Source organism: Yersinia fenwicki (genome assembly GCF_043099325.1).
Taxonomy (GTDB): Bacteria; Pseudomonadota; Gammaproteobacteria; order Enterobacterales; family Enterobacteriaceae; genus Yersinia.
In genome coordinates, this window is the sequence record NZ_CP170755.1 from 4,334,614 (window position 1) to 4,351,102 (window position 16,489).

Below are 16,489 nucleotides of genomic sequence, written 5' to 3' on the forward strand. Positions count from 1 at the left end.
AAGCCCTCTGCACAGCAGAAGGCTTCTTTTATGGCGCTTTTAGTTCACACATAGCAAAAACCCCACGCTTTTGGCATGGGGTCTTGGCTTGATTTGATGCCTGGCAGTGTCCTACTCTCGCATGGGGAGACCCCACACTACCATCGGCGCTACGGCGTTTCACTTCTGAGTTCGGCATGGGTTCAGGTGGTCCCACCGCGCTATGGCCGCCAGGCAAATTCTGTTTTAATTAACCCGCTTGGTATCTCTACCCAGCCAGCCAACCCAATCTCGGAACTTCGCTGAAAATTAATCTCACTCTCTCAAATCCAAAACACCTTTGGTGTTGTAAGGTTAAGCCTCACGGATCATTAGTACTGGTTAGCTCAATGCATCGCTGCACTTACACACCCAGCCTATCAACGTCATAGTCTTTAACGTTCCTTCAGGGGGCTTAAAGCCCCAGGGAAGACTCATCTCGAGGCAAGTTTCCCGCTTAGATGCTTTCAGCGGTTATCTCTTCCGAATTTAGCTACCGGGCAATGCCATTGGCATGACAACCCGAACACCAGTGATTCGTCCACTCCGGTCCTCTCGTACTAGGAGCAGCCCCTCTCAATCTTCCAACGCCCACGGCAGATAGGGACCGAACTGTCTCACGACGTTCTAAACCCAGCTCGCGTACCACTTTAAATGGCGAACAGCCATACCCTTGGGACCTACTTCAGCCCCAGGATGTGATGAGCCGACATCGAGGTGCCAAACACCGCCGTCGATATGAACTCTTGGGCGGTATCAGCCTGTTATCCCCGGAGTACCTTTTATCCGTTGAGCGATGGCCCTTCCATTCAGAACCACCGGATCACTAAGACCTACTTTCGTACCTGCTCGAGCCGTCACTCTCGCAGTCAAGCTAGCTTATGCCTTTGCACTAACCTCACGATGTCCGACCGTGATTAGCTAACCTTCGTGCTCCTCCGTTACTCTTTGGGAGGAGACCGCCCCAGTCAAACTACCCACCAGACACTGTCCTCACCCCGGATTACGGGGCCGAGTTAGAACATCAAACATTAAAGGGTGGTATTTCAAGGTTGGCTCCATGCAGACTGGCGTCCACACTTCGTTGCCTCCCACCTATCCTACACATCAAGGCTCAATGTTCAGTGTCAAGCTATAGTAAAGGTTCACGGGGTCTTTCCGTCTTGCCGCGGGTACACTGCATCTTCACAGCGAGTTCAATTTCACTGAGTCTCGGGTGGAGACAGCCTGGCCATCATTACGCCATTCGTGCAGGTCGGAACTTACCCGACAAGGAATTTCGCTACCTTAGGACCGTTATAGTTACGGCCGCCGTTTACTGGGGCTTCGATCAAGAGCTTCGCCTTGCGGCTGACCCCATCAATTAACCTTCCAGCACCGGGCAGGCGTCACACCGTATACGTCCACTTTCGTGTTTGCACAGTGCTGTGTTTTTATTAAACAGTTGCAGCCAGCTGGTATCTGCGACTGGCTTCGGCGCCGAGAGCAAGTCTCTTTACCTAATGCCAGCGTGCCTTCTCCCGAAGTTACGGCACCATTTTGCCTAGTTCCTTCACCCGAGTTCTCTCAAGCGCCTGAGTATTCTCTACCTGACCACCTGTGTCGGTTTGGGGTACGATTTAATGTTACCTGATGCTTAGAGGCTTTTCCTGGAAGCTTGGCATCAACTACTTCACCACCGTAGTGGCTCGTCATCACACCTCAGCGTTGATAAGCAACCGGATTTACCAAGTCGCTCCGCCTACATGCTTAAACCGGGACAACCGTCGCCCGGCTAGCCTAGCCTTCTCCGTCCCCCCTTCGCAGTAACACCAAGTACAGGAATATTAACCTGTTTCCCATCGACTACGCTTTTCAGCCTCGCCTTAGGGGTCGACTCACCCTGCCCCGATTAACGTTGGACAGGAACCCTTGGTCTTCCGGCGTGCGGGTTTTTCACCCGCATTATCGTTACTTATGTCAGCATTCGCACTTCTGATACCTCCAGCAACCCTCACAGGTCACCTTCAACGGCTTACAGAACGCTCCCCTACCCAACAACACCTAAGTGTCGCTGCCGCAGCTTCGGTGCATGGTTTAGCCCCGTTACATCTTCCGCGCAGGCCGACTCGACCAGTGAGCTATTACGCTTTCTTTAAATGATGGCTGCTTCTAAGCCAACATCCTGGCTGTCTATGCCTTCCCACATCGTTTCCCACTTAACCATGACTTTGGGACCTTAGCTGGCGGTCTGGGTTGTTTCCCTCTTCACGACGGACGTTAGCACCCGCCGTGTGTCTCCCGTGATAACATTCTTCGGTATTCGGAGTTTGCATCGGTTTGGTAAGCCGGGGTGGCCCCCTAGCCGAAACAGTGCTCTACCCCCGAAGATGAGTTCACGAGGCGCTACCTAAATAGCTTTCGGGGAGAACCAGCTATCTCCCGGTTTGATTGGCCTTTCACCCCCAGCCACAAGTCATCCGCTAATTTTTCAACATTAGTCGGTTCGGTCCTCCAGTTAGTGTTACCCAACCTTCAACCTGCCCATGGCTAGATCACCGGGTTTCGGGTCTATACCTTGCAACTAGACGCCCAGTTAAGACTCGGTTTCCCTACGGCTCCCCTATTCGGTTAACCTTGCTACAAAATATAAGTCGCTGACCCATTATACAAAAGGTACGCAGTCACACCACGAAGGTGCTCCCACTGCTTGTACGTACACGGTTTCAGGTTCTATTTCACTCCCCTCGCCGGGGTTCTTTTCGCCTTTCCCTCACGGTACTGGTTCACTATCGGTCAGTCAGGAGTATTTAGCCTTGGAGGATGGTCCCCCCATATTCAGACAGGATGTCACGTGTCCCGCCCTACTCATCGAGTTCACAGCAAGTGTGTTTTTGTGTACGGGAGTATCACCCTGTACCCTGCGACTTTCCAGACGCTTCCACTAACACACAAACTGATTCAGACTCTGGGCTCCTCCCCGTTCGCTCGCCGCTACTGGGGGAATCTCGGTTGATTTCTTTTCCTCGGGGTACTTAGATGTTTCAGTTCCCCCGGTTCGCCTTGCATGGCTATGTATTCACCATGCAATAGTGCAACGAATTGCACTGGGTTTCCCCATTCGGGTATCGTCGGTTGTAACGGTTCATATCACCTTACCGACGCTTATCGCAGATTAGCACGCCCTTCATCGCCTCTGACTGCCTAGGCATCCACCGTGTACGCTTAGTCGCTTAACCTCACAACCCGAAGGTGTCTTGACGACAACTTGCGTTGTGATTATTTGAGAGACTCTAATACAGGTTAATCCTTATCTCAGTACCTCTACGGAGAGATAAGTTTCAGCTGTATTGTTTCAATTTTCAGCTTGTTCCAGATTGTTAAAGAGCAATATTTCACAACACACTGTGTCTTGCGACCGCAGTACGTTTTGAAATAATTTTTATATGGTGGAGCTAAGCGGGATCGAACCGCTGACCTCCTGCGTGCAAGGCAGGCGCTCTCCCAGCTGAGCTATAGCCCCATATAAAAAGCAAATCACCTTATTGCTGCAACTCAACAGGGAATGGTGAGTTGGTGGGTCTGAGTGGACTTGAACCACCGACCTCACCCTTATCAGGGGTGCGCTCTAACCACCTGAGCTACAGACCCAACAAGGTACTAAAGCCCGACTAATTTCTCAGTCCGGCCTTATTTGCTCGTTACTTTCTATCAGACAATCTGTGTGGACACTGCGCAATGCGTATCGTTAGGTAAGGAGGTGATCCAACCGCAGGTTCCCCTACGGTTACCTTGTTACGACTTCACCCCAGTCATGAATCACAAAGTTGTAAGCGCCCTCCCGAAGGTTAAGCTACCTACTTCTTTTGCAACCCACTCCCATGGTGTGACGGGCGGTGTGTACAAGGCCCGGGAACGTATTCACCGTAGCATTCTGATCTACGATTACTAGCGATTCCGACTTCATGGAGTCGAGTTGCAGACTCCAATCCGGACTACGACAGACTTTATGTGGTCCGCTTGCTCTCGCGAGTTCGCTTCACTTTGTATCTGCCATTGTAGCACGTGTGTAGCCCTACTCGTAAGGGCCATGATGACTTGACGTCATCCCCACCTTCCTCCGGTTTATCACCGGCAGTCTCCTTTGAGTTCCCACCATAACGTGCTGGCAACAAAGGATAAGGGTTGCGCTCGTTGCGGGACTTAACCCAACATTTCACAACACGAGCTGACGACAGCCATGCAGCACCTGTCTCACAGTTCCCGAAGGCACTAAAGCATCTCTGCTAAATTCTGTGGATGTCAAGAGTAGGTAAGGTTCTTCGCGTTGCATCGAATTAAACCACATGCTCCACCGCTTGTGCGGGCCCCCGTCAATTCATTTGAGTTTTAACCTTGCGGCCGTACTCCCCAGGCGGTCGACTTAACGCGTTAGCTCCGGAAGCCACGCCTCAAGGGCACAACCTCCAAGTCGACATCGTTTACAGCGTGGACTACCAGGGTATCTAATCCTGTTTGCTCCCCACGCTTTCGCACCTGAGCGTCAGTCTTTGTCCAGGGGGCCGCCTTCGCCACCGGTATTCCTCCAGATCTCTACGCATTTCACCGCTACACCTGGAATTCTACCCCCCTCTACAAGACTCTAGCTTGCCAGTTTCAAATGCAGTTCCCACGTTAAGCGCGGGGATTTCACATCTGACTTAACAAACCGCCTGCGTGCGCTTTACGCCCAGTAATTCCGATTAACGCTTGCACCCTCCGTATTACCGCGGCTGCTGGCACGGAGTTAGCCGGTGCTTCTTCTGCGAGTAACGTCAATCACAAAGGTTATTAACCTTTATGCCTTCCTCCTCGCTGAAAGTGCTTTACAACCCGAAGGCCTTCTTCACACACGCGGCATGGCTGCATCAGGCTTGCGCCCATTGTGCAATATTCCCCACTGCTGCCTCCCGTAGGAGTCTGGACCGTGTCTCAGTTCCAGTGTGGCTGGTCATCCTCTCAGACCAGCTAGGGATCGTCGCCTAGGTGAGCCATTACCCCACCTACTAGCTAATCCCATCTGGGCACATCCGATGGCGTGAGGCCCGAAAGTCCCCCACTTTGGTCCGTAGACGTTATGCGGTATTAGCTACCGTTTCCAGTAGTTATCCCCCTCCATCAGGCAGTTTCCCAGACATTACTCACCCGTCCGCCGCTCGTCACCCAGAGAGCAAGCTCTCTTGTGTTACCGCTCGACTTGCATGTGTTAGGCCTGCCGCCAGCGTTCAATCTGAGCCATGATCAAACTCTTCAATTTAAGATTTGTTTGATTTGCTATGAGTTAACATAGCGATGCTCAAAGATTACTTTCTGCAAATATGCATTCGAACCGAAGTTCAAATGTGTACTGCTTTGGTCACTCTTCAAGACTTTGATATTTCTTCTGCCTGTCGAAACAGGCTTCGATATCGTCTTGCGAGTGCCCACACAGATTGTCTGATAAATTGTTAAAGAGCGTTCGTTACCCGTTTGCCTTGCGGCGAATCTTACGGTAACGCGGGAGGAAGATAATACGCTTTCCCGCTGAAGAGTCAAGAGTTTATTTGGTTTCTTTCGAAGTCAAACTCAATCATTTCTCTTCCTGACCCGGCGAAGTGTATTTCGTTGTTCCCGGTCAGTGGAGGCGCATTATAGGGAGTTCCTGACAGCCTGCAACCCCTAATTTCAAAAAACTTTTCAACCGTGTTTTATTTCAACAATTTGCGGTGATAACCACCATTATTGTTACTTTTCGTACTGTAGCGCCGAGAAATTCTGGGTAAAACCGCTAACCTGTTGCCAATCGGTATACTCAACTTCTTTACTGGTATCCGTTTCTCCGCCCGTCATGCGCATAATAAGTTGAATCATGACTTTGTCTATCCACCGATAGCGAGGGTAACGCAGCGCTCCAGCAAATACCGCGCACAATGTTGGCTGCCAAGGCGTGCTAAGTAAGAACTTGCGCACATAGGCATTGGTTTGTGGTGAACGCTTCTCTGGTTTACGCGCAGTCAGGTTGACGGCAAAGAACGCGCTTGGCATCTGATTAAGTTGTTCGAGGTGTTGATTGACGAATTTACTCAACACCGGACTGAAATGCCCATAACGAACAGAAGCACCAATCATTACTTGTTGATACTGGCTCAGATCTATTTGCCCCGCCTCGGCCAAGTCCTGTATTTCGCACGTAGCTGCAGTTGATAATTCCTTCGCTATATAAGAGGCGATGGTTTGTGTTTGGCCGTCTCGGCTGGAGAAAAGTATCAATACTTTCATAACAATGTTCCTTATGCAGAATTACTCACGCCAGAATGTTGGGGTGAAGAGAACCAGCAAAGTGAAAACTTCCAACCGGCCAAATAACATTGTTATCACTAATATCCATTTAGCAGCAGGATTCATAGATGTGAAGTTATCGGCGACAACACCTAAGCCTGGCCCAAGGTTGTTCAGTGTTGCAGTCACTGCCGCAAAAGCAGAAAACTCATCGACACCCGTCGCGATGATGGCCAACATGCTGATAATGAAAACCAAAGCATATGCGGAGAAGAACCCCCACACCGCTTCCAGTATTCGTTCTGGTAATGCTCGCCGCCCCAGCTTAATGGTGTAAACCGCATTCGGATGAACCAAACGTTTTAATTCACGCGAGCCTTGCAGATAGAGCAACAGGATACGGATAACTTTCAAACCACCACCGGTTGACCCGGCACACCCCCCGATAAACGCGGAGCACAATAAAAGTATCGGCAGGAACAACGGCCACTTAGAAATACTGTCCGTTGTGAAGCCCGCCGTGGTCGCCATTGAGACCACTTGGAAGAATGCCTGATTTAAGGTTTCCAGCCCCGACTTGTATACGCTGTGCTGCCAGAGCACCAAGGTACAAACGATAACCAGCGTCAATTGTACAAAGATAAACATACGGAATTCGGGATCACGCCAATAAACTTTCAAACTGCGGCCACTGAGTACAGCGAAATGCAGACCAAAGTTACAGCCCGAAATCAGCAAGAAAATACCAATGATGGTGTTAATCGTTGGGCTGTTGAAATATCCGATACTGGCGTCATGGGTAGAAAAGCCACCTATCGCAATAGTCGAGAAGCTGTGAGAGATAGCATCAAACACCGACATACCCGCGGCCCATAAAGAAAGTGCACAAGCAATGGTTAGCAAGACATAGATAAGCCACAGTGTTTTCGCAGTTTCGGCGATTCGAGGCCGCATTTTATTGTCTTTCAATGGGCCTGGCATTTCAGCCCGATAGAGCTGCATCCCCCCAACACCCAAAATAGGCAAAATGGCCACCGCCAATACGATGATCCCCATGCCGCCCAGCCATTGCAGCATTTGTCGATAGAATAAAATGGCCTTAGGCAGTGAATCTAACCCCACCAGCGTGGTAGCTCCTGTGGTGGTCAGCCCAGAGAATGATTCAAAGAATGCATCAGTTAGCGAAAGGTTCGGGCGCTCAGAGAATAAGAAAGGTAATGCCCCGACACTGCCCAGCACCGTCCAGAACAACACTACAATCAGAAACCCCTCGCGCGGCTTCAACTCATGCTTCTGTTTTCGGTTCGGTAGCCACAGCAACAGGCCTATTGACAAAGCAACAAAGAAAGTTTCGCTGAAGGCACGGCCGGCACCATCACGATAGATCAAGGCCACTAAGCCGGGAATAAACATTGTCCCGGAGAATAAGATGACTAGCAGGCCAACAATACGGGTTATGGCACGAAAATGCATTCCGGCGCGTTCCTTAGCAATTCACTTGGATGGGGATTATTGCGAAATGGGCGTCAATTGCAACGTACCACGACTGAGATCTCGCAATTTATCCCCGACCTGACTGGCTTGAGTTGCTGGCAAAGAGAGATGAAGAGTCACGAATTGTGCATATTCACTCTGTAAAATCTGGCCTTCAACCTGCTGTAATAGTATTTCGACCATCGCGAGCTGCCCATAGTCACACTGCAAAGTATATTCTACCTGCGGGACTTTATATTTTACTTCAATCTGTTTTAACGCTTGCTGAACACCACTGCCATAAGCTCTGACTAACCCACCAGTACCCAGCTTGATACCGCCATAATAGCGCACAACCACCGCAGTAATTTCACCTATCCCACTGCCCATCAATTGAGCCAGAATCGGTTTACCCGCGGTGCCTGAAGGCTCGCCATCATCGGAAAATCCTAACTGCTGTGAATCTGTGGGCGTCCCAGCAACAAAAGCCCAGCAATGATGCCGGGCTGTTGGGTGTTGTTGCTTTACCTGCTGAATAAAATCTTTCGCTTCATTCACCCCACAGGTATGAGTCAGTAAAGTAATGAAACGACTTTTTTTAATCTCTTCGCTGATAGTCACCGAAGCCGCAGGTATCAAATAAGGCTGCATCAGTCCAGCTTCAGGTCGCGAGTCATGTTCTCAACCCGATTATCATGAATAACGATATTATCTTCTATACGAATGCCACCATAAGGCTTCAGTGTTTCAATAAGATCCCAATTGAAATGCTGACTGAACTTCCCTGAGCGCCAAGGTGCCAAGAGTGACTCAATAAAGTAGAGGCCCGGTTCGATAGTCAAAACCATGCGCGGTTGCAGAATACGGGTACAACGTAAGTAAGGGTACTTGGATGGCGCGCTAAGGTGAGTCCCTTTATCGTCCTGCATAAAACCAGCACTATCATGTACTTGCAATCCAAGAGGGTGGCCCAATCCATGAGGTAGGAATGGACAGGTAATACCCTGCTCAACCATCGCCTCTTCGCTGATACCGGTGACCAGATTATGAGTGCGCAGTAACTTCGCAATACGTTGATGCATCTGAACATGATAATCGGTATAGCGCTCACCGCTTTTAATGGTTTTAATCAGTGCAAGCTGTTCATTATTAAGATCTTTGATCAATGCGGCAAAATCGTTTTCACTGTCTGCGGCATAGGTACGGGTCAAATCAGCAGCATAGCCGTTGTATTCAGCACCCGCATCAATCAGGAAACTACGAATCTCTGCCGGAGGCTGATGCTGCAAGATGGTGTAATGCAATACCGCCGAATGTTCATTCAGCGCAACAATATTATCGTATGGAACATCAGTATCACGATGCCCCGTGGCCATCAGATAGGCCAGATTGATATCAAACTCGCTCATGCCGGACTGAAATGCTTCATGAGCAGCCCGATGCCCAGCCACTGCGGTCTTTTGCGCTTCACGCATACACGCCAGCTCATAATCTGTTTTATAAGAGCGGTAAAAATGAAGGTAATCCAACACCGGTTTAGGGTTAATGTTTTCAGCACTGAAACCCAGAGCCTGAGCGCGTTGCTGAGCATAACCAATATAGGCAACTCGCTCGCGCTGCACCGGCAATTGCTGTGCAATGTCATCGGCATTAGCTAAAGGCTGAATATCAAGGGATTTGGTCCAGAAGCTGTCTGGAAGTGGCTCAACACTGTGCCAATAATCTACCGGGGAGTAAAACCATAACTTCGGCGTATTAACGCCATCAACCCATAACCAGCAGTTTGGAACTTGTGTCACCGGCACCCAAGCTTTGAATTGAGCATTAACCTTAAAAGGATAGTCGCGGTCATCAAGGAAAATACGTTGTAACTCACCGGAATGAATCAATAAAGCATCCAACTGATGGCGCTCTAACACATCGCGGGTGCGTTGTTGCAGGGTGGACAAATGTTCGTTATATAAAGAAGCCAGCGTTTCCATCACAGTACCCTTCGCTATTAGAACTTAATTTTTTCATCTTATCATAGTCGCCAAAGTCATGTTTCGACGACCTCTTATTGGCGAGTTAATGACACTACCTTACGCGTAAAACTGTGGTGAATAAACATGATAAAAATCAATTAACCCATCTGATTGACTGTGATCTTCACTGCAAAAAATCAATCTCTTGTTTGCAATTCATTAACAAAATATCCACACTTCCTGAATATCTGGTCATACCAGATCACATGCGCTTATTCAGGAGATAGATATGCTCTACCAAAGCGAAACACTAAAGCTTCACTGGCTGGAAAACGGCATTGCCGAGTTGGTGTTTGATGCACCAGGTTCAGTTAATAAGCTGGATACCCTAACTGTAGCCAATCTGGGCGAAGCCTTGGTTGTGTTAGAAAAACAAAGTGAACTCAAAGGGTTGCTATTACGCTCAGCCAAAGCAGCCTTTATTGTCGGTGCCGATATTACCGAGTTTCTATCCCTGTTTAACGAGCCGCCAGAAAAGTTGCATCAATGGTTGGTTTTCGCCAACGATATTTTCAATCGTTTAGAAGACTTACCGGTGCCGACCATTGCAGCAATCAATGGGTATGCACTGGGTGGCGGATGTGAATGTATTTTAACGACTGATTTTCGCGTGGCCTCGCCAGAAGCACGTATCGGCCTACCGGAAACCAAACTCGGTATCATGCCGGGCTTCGGCGGTTCAGTTCGTTTACCGCGTTTATTAGGCGCAGACAGTGCGCTGGAAATTATTGCGGCAGGTAAAGACATTATTGCCAAAGATGCCTTAAAAGTTGGGCTGGTTGATGCCGTTGTCGCCCCCGAAAAGTTGGTCGATGCCGCGTTAAGCATGTTGAGACAAGCGATTGACGGGAAACTCGACTGGCAAGCTGCACGTCGCCCGAAATTAGAGCCACTAAAGCTCAATCCGACCGAAGCCGCGATGTGCTTTACCATTGCCAAAGGTATGGTCATGCAAGTCGCCGGTAAACACTATCCAGCTCCCTTGACTGCCGTCAAAACTATTGAAGCCGCGGCGAAATTTGGCCGCGCCGAAGCATTGAAGCTGGAAACCAATAGTTTTGTTCCCTTAGCTGGTTCCAATGAAGCGCGTGCATTAGTCGGTATTTTCTTGAATGACCAATATGTTAAAGGTCAGGCTAAAAAGCTGTCCAAAGGTGTCAGCGCACCAAAACAGGCCGCGGTGCTGGGTGCCGGGATTATGGGCGGCGGGATTGCCTATCAATCGGCACTGAAAGGTGTGCCGGTCATCATGAAAGATATTAATGACAAATCCCTCACATTAGGGATGAATGAAGCGGCCAAATTGCTGAATAAACAGCTGGAACGCGGCAAGATAGATGGCCTAAAAATGGCAAATATCTTAGCAACCATCCAGCCAACATTAGATTATGCCGGCATCGAACGCGCTCAAGTCATTGTGGAAGCGGTAGTAGAAAATCCAAAAGTCAAAGCGGCGGTTCTGGCAGAGGTTGAAACGCTTATCGGCGAAGAAACTGTTCTGGCTTCTAACACTTCTACAATTCCGATTGATCAGCTCGCCAAATCCCTTAAACGTCCAGAAAATTTCTGCGGCATGCACTTTTTCAATCCAGTACACCGGATGCCGTTGGTTGAAATTATTCGTGGTACCAAAACCTCAGATAAAACTATCGCCGCGGTTGTGGCATATGCCACGCAAATGGGTAAAACCCCGATTGTAGTCAATGATTGCCCAGGCTTCTTTGTTAACCGCGTTTTATTCCCGTATCTGGCTGGATTCGGCATGTTAGTCAGAGACGGGGCGGACTTCCGCCAAATTGATAAAGTGATGGAAAAGCAATTTGGCTGGCCAATGGGCCCTGCTTATCTATTAGATGTGGTGGGCATTGATACCGCGCACCATGCACAGGCTGTGATGGCCATTGGTTTCCCTGAGCGTATGAATAAAGATTATCGCGATGCAGTTGACGTGATGTTTGATAACCAACGGTTTGGTCAAAAGAATGGCCAAGGCTTCTATCGCTATACCCAAGATACCAAAGGCAAACCGCGTAAAGAGAATGATGAACAAGTAGACGCATTACTGGCGCAAGTCAGCCAACCGCATCAGAAATTTAGTGATGACGATATTATTGCCCGAACCATGATCCCGATGATCAATGAGGTGGTGAGATGCTTGGAAGAAAGCATTATTGCCAGCCCTGCGGAAGGTGATATGGCGTTGGTGTATGGACTTGGATTCCCTCCATTCCACGGCGGCGTCTTCCGTTACCTGGATACCCTCGGTAGTGCAAATTATGCCGAAATGGCTCAACGATATACCCATCTTGGACCGTTGTATCAAATCCCGCCGGGATTGAGAGCCAAAGCTGCACATAACGAAAGCTATTATCCTGTGGCAGCAGCGCTGCTGGATGTCTCTATCAGTCAACCGGCATGAGGTCTGAAAACATGGAAAATGTAGTCATTATTGATGCCGTCCGTACACCGATGGGCCGCTCCAAAGGCGGTGCATTCCGACAGGTTCGAGCAGAAGACCTCTCCGCGCATTTAATGCGAGAAGTACTGAGCCGCACCCCTAAGCTGAATGCTGCCGAAATCGACGATATCTATTGGGGCTGTGTGCAACAAACGCTGGAGCAGGGTTTTAACATCGCCCGCAACGCGTCTTTACTGGCAGAAATTCCCCATAGCGTCCCGGCGGTAACAGTTAACCGCCTGTGTGGGTCCTCGATGCAAGCTTTGCATGATGGAGCTCGGGCTATCATGGTGGGTGATGCACAAGTCAGTTTGATTGGTGGCGTAGAACATATGGGCCACGTACCGATGAATCATGGCGTGGACTTTCATCCAGGCATGGGCCGCACGGTGGCTAAAGCAGCCGGTATGATGGGGTTAACAGCTGAAATGCTGGCAAAAATCCACAATATCAGTCGTCAATCACAAGATGAATTTGCGGTACGCTCTCATCAGCGCGCTTATGCTGCTACTCAGGCGGGCCATTTTGCCAAAGAGATTGTCGCCACCCATGGGCATGATGCTGATGGCATATTAAAACGCTTTGATTTCGATGAAGTCATTCGTCCAGAAACCAATCTAACTGGGCTAGCGGCTTTGCGACCAGCCTTTGATCCAGTGAATGGCACAGTGACCGCTGGGACATCATCAGCACTTTCCGATGGGGCCTCTGCCATGCTTATCATGAGCGAATCCCGAGCAAAATCCTTAGGTTTAACACCACGCGCTCGTATTCGCTCAATGGCTGTCGTCGGCTGCGATCCGTCGATTATGGGATATGGCCCAGTACCCGCCAGCCAACTGGCGCTAAAACGTGCTGGGCTTAAGCTCGAAGATATTGGATTATTTGAATTAAATGAGGCGTTTGCTGCTCAGTCACTGGCTTGCCTGAAAGGTTTGGGTTTGCTGGAGAGCATGGATGATAAAGTAAACCTGAATGGGGGAGCCATTGCACTCGGCCATCCATTGGGCTGTTCAGGAGCGCGTATTTCTACCACGTTACTCAATCTGATGGAGCGCCGTGACGTGCAATTCGGTCTGGCAACCATGTGTATCGGCTTAGGCCAAGGCATTGCTACCATCTTTGAGCGCGTATGACCAAAATATTTAGGGCCTGAATACAGGCCCTGATAACCAGAGTTTAGTTGCCGTTTTCCCGCCTGTCAGGGGCGGGCTTTTTATCTGGTGTTTCACTTAAATAAAAGCAAAAGCATCACCATAGATATGCGCTTCCAGTGCACCACGCTCGGCACAAAAACGCTCACGAGCAATCTTCGCCATTTCAAAACGACCTGCGATATAAATATCCTGCTCAGCGAGAGAACCATAATCTTGCAATACGGCACTTAGCACAGTTCCGGTACGACCGCGCCAGCCTTCTTCTGGTTGCTCAACCACAGGAATAACTTTCAACTGCGGATACTGAATCGACAGCGCTTCTAATTCGCTGAGGTCATATAAATGCACAGCTTCGCGTCCGCCCCAATAGATAGAAACTTCACGATCAGGTTGTTCTGCTAACGCCGCCAACAAAATTGAACGCGCATAGGAAAAACCAGTACCGCCTGCAATCAATATCAATGGACGATGACTGCCCTCGCGGAACCATGCCTCACCGTGAGGAATATCCACATCCAACGTTTTCTCTTTCAGAATTCGATCCATTACCGCCATGGCGTATAAATTCAGCTCCGAAGCCCCGATATGCAGCTCAATGGAGTCTTTTTGCAGTGGCGTGGATGCCATAGAGAATGGGCGCTTATCGCGCTCATCCATTACGACCATCAAATACTGCCCAGCACGGAAAGAAAATGCAGATGCAGGTACCAACTGCACCCGGTACACCGTATCGGTAATGGCCTCTACGGAGGTTACTTTACAGCTTAAAGTTGTCATGCCTTCCCTCTGTCGGGTCATCAAATGCAAAACTAAGGACAAAATGGACGCTGGTTAGCGTTTCGTCTCTTTATCACTGAAAATGGCAAGCTCGTCCCAAATAGCATCAACACGGGCGCGGACTTCTTCATCCATTTTAATTGGACGCCCCCATTCACGCGGAGTCTCAGCTGGCCATTTGTTAGTGGCATCCAGCCCCATTTTCGATCCCAAACCGGAAACCGGTGAGGCGAAATCCAAATAATCTATTGGTGTATTTTCAATTAACACCGTATCGCGCGACGGATCCATTCGGGTGGTAATTGCCCAAATAACATCATTCCAATCACGAGCGTTAATATCATCGTCACAAACAATAACAAATTTCGTATACATAAACTGGCGTAAAAACGACCAAACGCCCATCATCACGCGTTTAGCATGACCAGCATACTGTTTCTTGATGGTTACCACAGCCAGGCGGTATGAACAGCCTTCTGGCGGCAGATAAAAATCAACAATCTCTGGGAATTGCTTTTGCAAAATAGGAACAAATACTTCGTTCAGCGCAACGCCCATTACCGCCGGTTCATCCGGTGGACGACCAGTATAGGTTGAATGATAAATCGCGTCTTTGCGTTGGGTAATATGTGTGACGGTAAAGACAGGGAAGCTATCAATCTCGTTGTAATAACCGGTATGATCGCCATAAGGGCCTTCCGGTGCCATCTCACCCTGCTCAATATATCCTTCCAATACAATTTCTGCACTTGCAGGAACTTCAAGTGAGTTGGAGAGACACTTTACGACTTCGGTTTTATGCCCACGCAATAAACCGGCAAAAGCATATTCAGATAAGGTATCTGGCACAGGCGTTACCGCAGCCAAAATAGTCGCAGGATCAGCCCCCAACGCGACGGCGACCGGGAAACGTTCACCAGGATGCGCCTCGCACCATTCTTGATAGTCTAAAGCGCCGCCTCGGTGGGAAAGCCAGCGCATAATTAACTTGTTTTTGCCCAACACTTGCTGGCGGTAAATACCCAGATTCTGCCGCTCTTTATGCGGCCCGCGGGTCACCGTCAGGCCCCAAGAGACTAATGGGGCTGCATCCTCCGGCCAGCAGTGCATAACAGGAATTCGGCTCAGATCGACATCCTCGCCTTCCCACACTTGCTCTTGGCACGGGGCGGAGCTTAAACATTTCGTCGGCATATTCAATACCTGCTTAAATTTAGGCAGTTTATCGAACAGGTCACGAAAACCTTTCGGCGGATCAGGTTCTTTCAGGAACGCCAATAATTTGCCGACATCTCGCAATGCGCTGACATCTTCTTGCCCCATCCCCATCGCAACCCGCTTAGTCGTACCAAACAGGTTACATAGCACGGGCATGTTATAGCCCTTCGGATTCTCAAAAAGCAATGCAGGCCCGCCAGCTCGCAAAGTACGATCGGCTATTTCTGTCATTTCCAGATAGGGATCAATGGGCTGGCTAATTCGTTTAAGTTCGCCCCTCTGTTCCAGCAACGAGAGGAAGTCACGTAAGTCACGGTATTTCATGCTGATCATTTCGGCGGCTAGGTGATGCGCCATTATAGGCTGTCTTTATAGCAGTTGCTGTCTTTTTGTTAAAAATGAATGCAGACTAACTCGAAAAATAGCATGCTGCTATTTGGCATCAACATTTACAAGCACCGATAGAATGTTGTCGATATAAAATATAGCTAACTCTTTACAGAACAAATATATATATCAAATGACGTTTTTTGGCTCACTGTATATGTATCCCCACTTTTGCTATGCTGCCAAGTAGTACCTAAAGGCATATGAAATTATGAAACATTGGCATTTATTATATTGTAAACGTGGTCAGCTATTACGCGCTAAGGAACACTTAGAGCGACAAGAAGTGACTTGCTGGACACCGATTGTCACTATCGAAAAGATAATGCGCGGAAAACGAATTGAAACCACGGAAGCATTATTCCCGAATTATTTATTTGTGGAGTTTGATCCAGAACACATTCATACCACAACGATAAGTGCCACCCGAGGTGTAAGCCACTTTGTCAGGTTTGGTGCACAACCTGCGGTCATTCCGGCAATGGTGATTAGCGAAATGCAATCTCATACAACGGATAAAATCATTGCGCCAGAGATACCTACACCCGGTGATACCGTGATTATTACAGAGGGGGTATTTGCTGGTTTACAAGCAATTTATACCGAACCAGATGGCGAGGCACGCTCAATGCTATTATTGAATATGCTCAATAGCCCAGTATTGCAAAGCCTGGATAATCGTCAATTCGAAAAAAAATAAG

The 16,489-nt window shown here is 48.9% G+C and carries 9 protein-coding genes, 2 tRNA genes and 3 rRNA genes; 3 read left to right on the forward strand and 11 right to left on the reverse strand.

The window, feature by feature from the left end; translation table 11 throughout:
- Positions 1-98 precede the first annotated feature (98 nt).
- From rrf to pepQ, 9 genes are all read right to left on the reverse strand, one after another.
- Positions 99-214, reverse strand: a 5S ribosomal RNA gene (gene rrf / locus ACF3VQ_RS19635).
- Between the two features lie 115 nt (positions 215-329).
- Positions 330-3,236: ribosomal RNA gene (locus ACF3VQ_RS19640) — 23S ribosomal RNA — on the reverse strand.
- A 208-nt stretch (positions 3,237-3,444) separates the two neighbouring features.
- Positions 3,445-3,520, reverse strand: a tRNA-Ala gene (locus ACF3VQ_RS19645).
- Positions 3,521-3,571: 51 nt separating this feature from the next.
- Positions 3,572-3,648, reverse strand: a tRNA-Ile gene (locus ACF3VQ_RS19650).
- A 102-nt stretch (positions 3,649-3,750) separates the two neighbouring features.
- A 16S ribosomal RNA gene (locus ACF3VQ_RS19655) occupies positions 3,751-5,293 on the reverse strand.
- Together the 16S, 23S and 5S rRNA genes with 2 tRNA genes alongside form the textbook arrangement of a ribosomal RNA operon.
- 467 nt (positions 5,294-5,760) lie before the next feature.
- Positions 5,761-6,294, reverse strand: coding sequence for a menaquinone-dependent protoporphyrinogen IX dehydrogenase (hemG, locus tag ACF3VQ_RS19660; protein ID WP_392432635.1), 534 nt, complete (start codon positions 6,292-6,294; stop codon positions 5,761-5,763).
- A 21-nt stretch (positions 6,295-6,315) separates the two neighbouring features.
- Complete coding sequence (gene trkH / locus ACF3VQ_RS19665) at positions 6,316-7,767, reverse strand: Trk system potassium transporter TrkH (RefSeq protein ID WP_005176271.1); 1,452 nt, start codon at positions 7,765-7,767, stop codon at positions 6,316-6,318.
- Positions 7,768-7,803: 36 nt separating this feature from the next.
- The gene (locus ACF3VQ_RS19670; protein WP_392432636.1) at positions 7,804-8,418 is read right to left on the reverse strand and encodes an IMPACT family protein; all 615 of its coding nucleotides are present in this window, start codon (positions 8,416-8,418) and stop codon (positions 7,804-7,806) included.
- On the reverse strand, positions 8,418-9,749 hold the full coding sequence (gene pepQ, locus ACF3VQ_RS19675) for a Xaa-Pro dipeptidase (protein ID WP_392432637.1): 1,332 nt from the start codon (positions 9,747-9,749) through the stop codon (positions 8,418-8,420). The genes ACF3VQ_RS19670 and pepQ overlap by 1 nt, the downstream gene beginning before the upstream one ends.
- Before the next feature lie 271 nt (positions 9,750-10,020).
- Here pepQ and fadB point away from each other — a divergent pair, with 271 nt between their 5' ends.
- Together fadB and fadA are read left to right on the forward strand one after the other, a co-directional pair.
- On the forward strand, positions 10,021-12,210 hold the full coding sequence (fadB, locus tag ACF3VQ_RS19680; protein WP_392432638.1) for a fatty acid oxidation complex subunit alpha FadB: 2,190 nt from the start codon (positions 10,021-10,023) through the stop codon (positions 12,208-12,210).
- Between the two features lie 11 nt (positions 12,211-12,221).
- Complete coding sequence (gene fadA, locus ACF3VQ_RS19685; protein WP_392432639.1) at positions 12,222-13,385, forward strand: acetyl-CoA C-acyltransferase FadA; 1,164 nt, start codon at positions 12,222-12,224, stop codon at positions 13,383-13,385.
- A 96-nt stretch (positions 13,386-13,481) separates the two neighbouring features.
- On the opposite strand, the gene fre is transcribed toward fadA, so the two are convergent.
- Both fre and ubiD read right to left on the reverse strand, forming a co-directional pair.
- Positions 13,482-14,183 carry an NAD(P)H-flavin reductase gene (fre, locus tag ACF3VQ_RS19690; RefSeq protein WP_046050043.1) on the reverse strand — a complete coding sequence of 234 codons (702 nt, stop codon included), beginning with the start codon at positions 14,181-14,183 and terminating at the stop codon, positions 13,482-13,484.
- A gap of 54 nt (positions 14,184-14,237) precedes the next feature.
- Positions 14,238-15,734, reverse strand: a complete 1,497-nt coding sequence (gene ubiD, locus ACF3VQ_RS19695) for a 4-hydroxy-3-polyprenylbenzoate decarboxylase (protein ID WP_392435723.1) — start codon at positions 15,732-15,734, stop codon at positions 14,238-14,240.
- Positions 15,735-15,999: 265 nt separating this feature from the next.
- Between ubiD and rfaH the strand changes: the two genes are divergently transcribed.
- On the forward strand, positions 16,000-16,488 hold the full coding sequence (rfaH, locus tag ACF3VQ_RS19700; RefSeq protein WP_392432640.1) for a transcription/translation regulatory transformer protein RfaH: 489 nt from the start codon (positions 16,000-16,002) through the stop codon (positions 16,486-16,488).
- The last annotated feature ends 1 nt before the right edge of the window (position 16,489 follow it).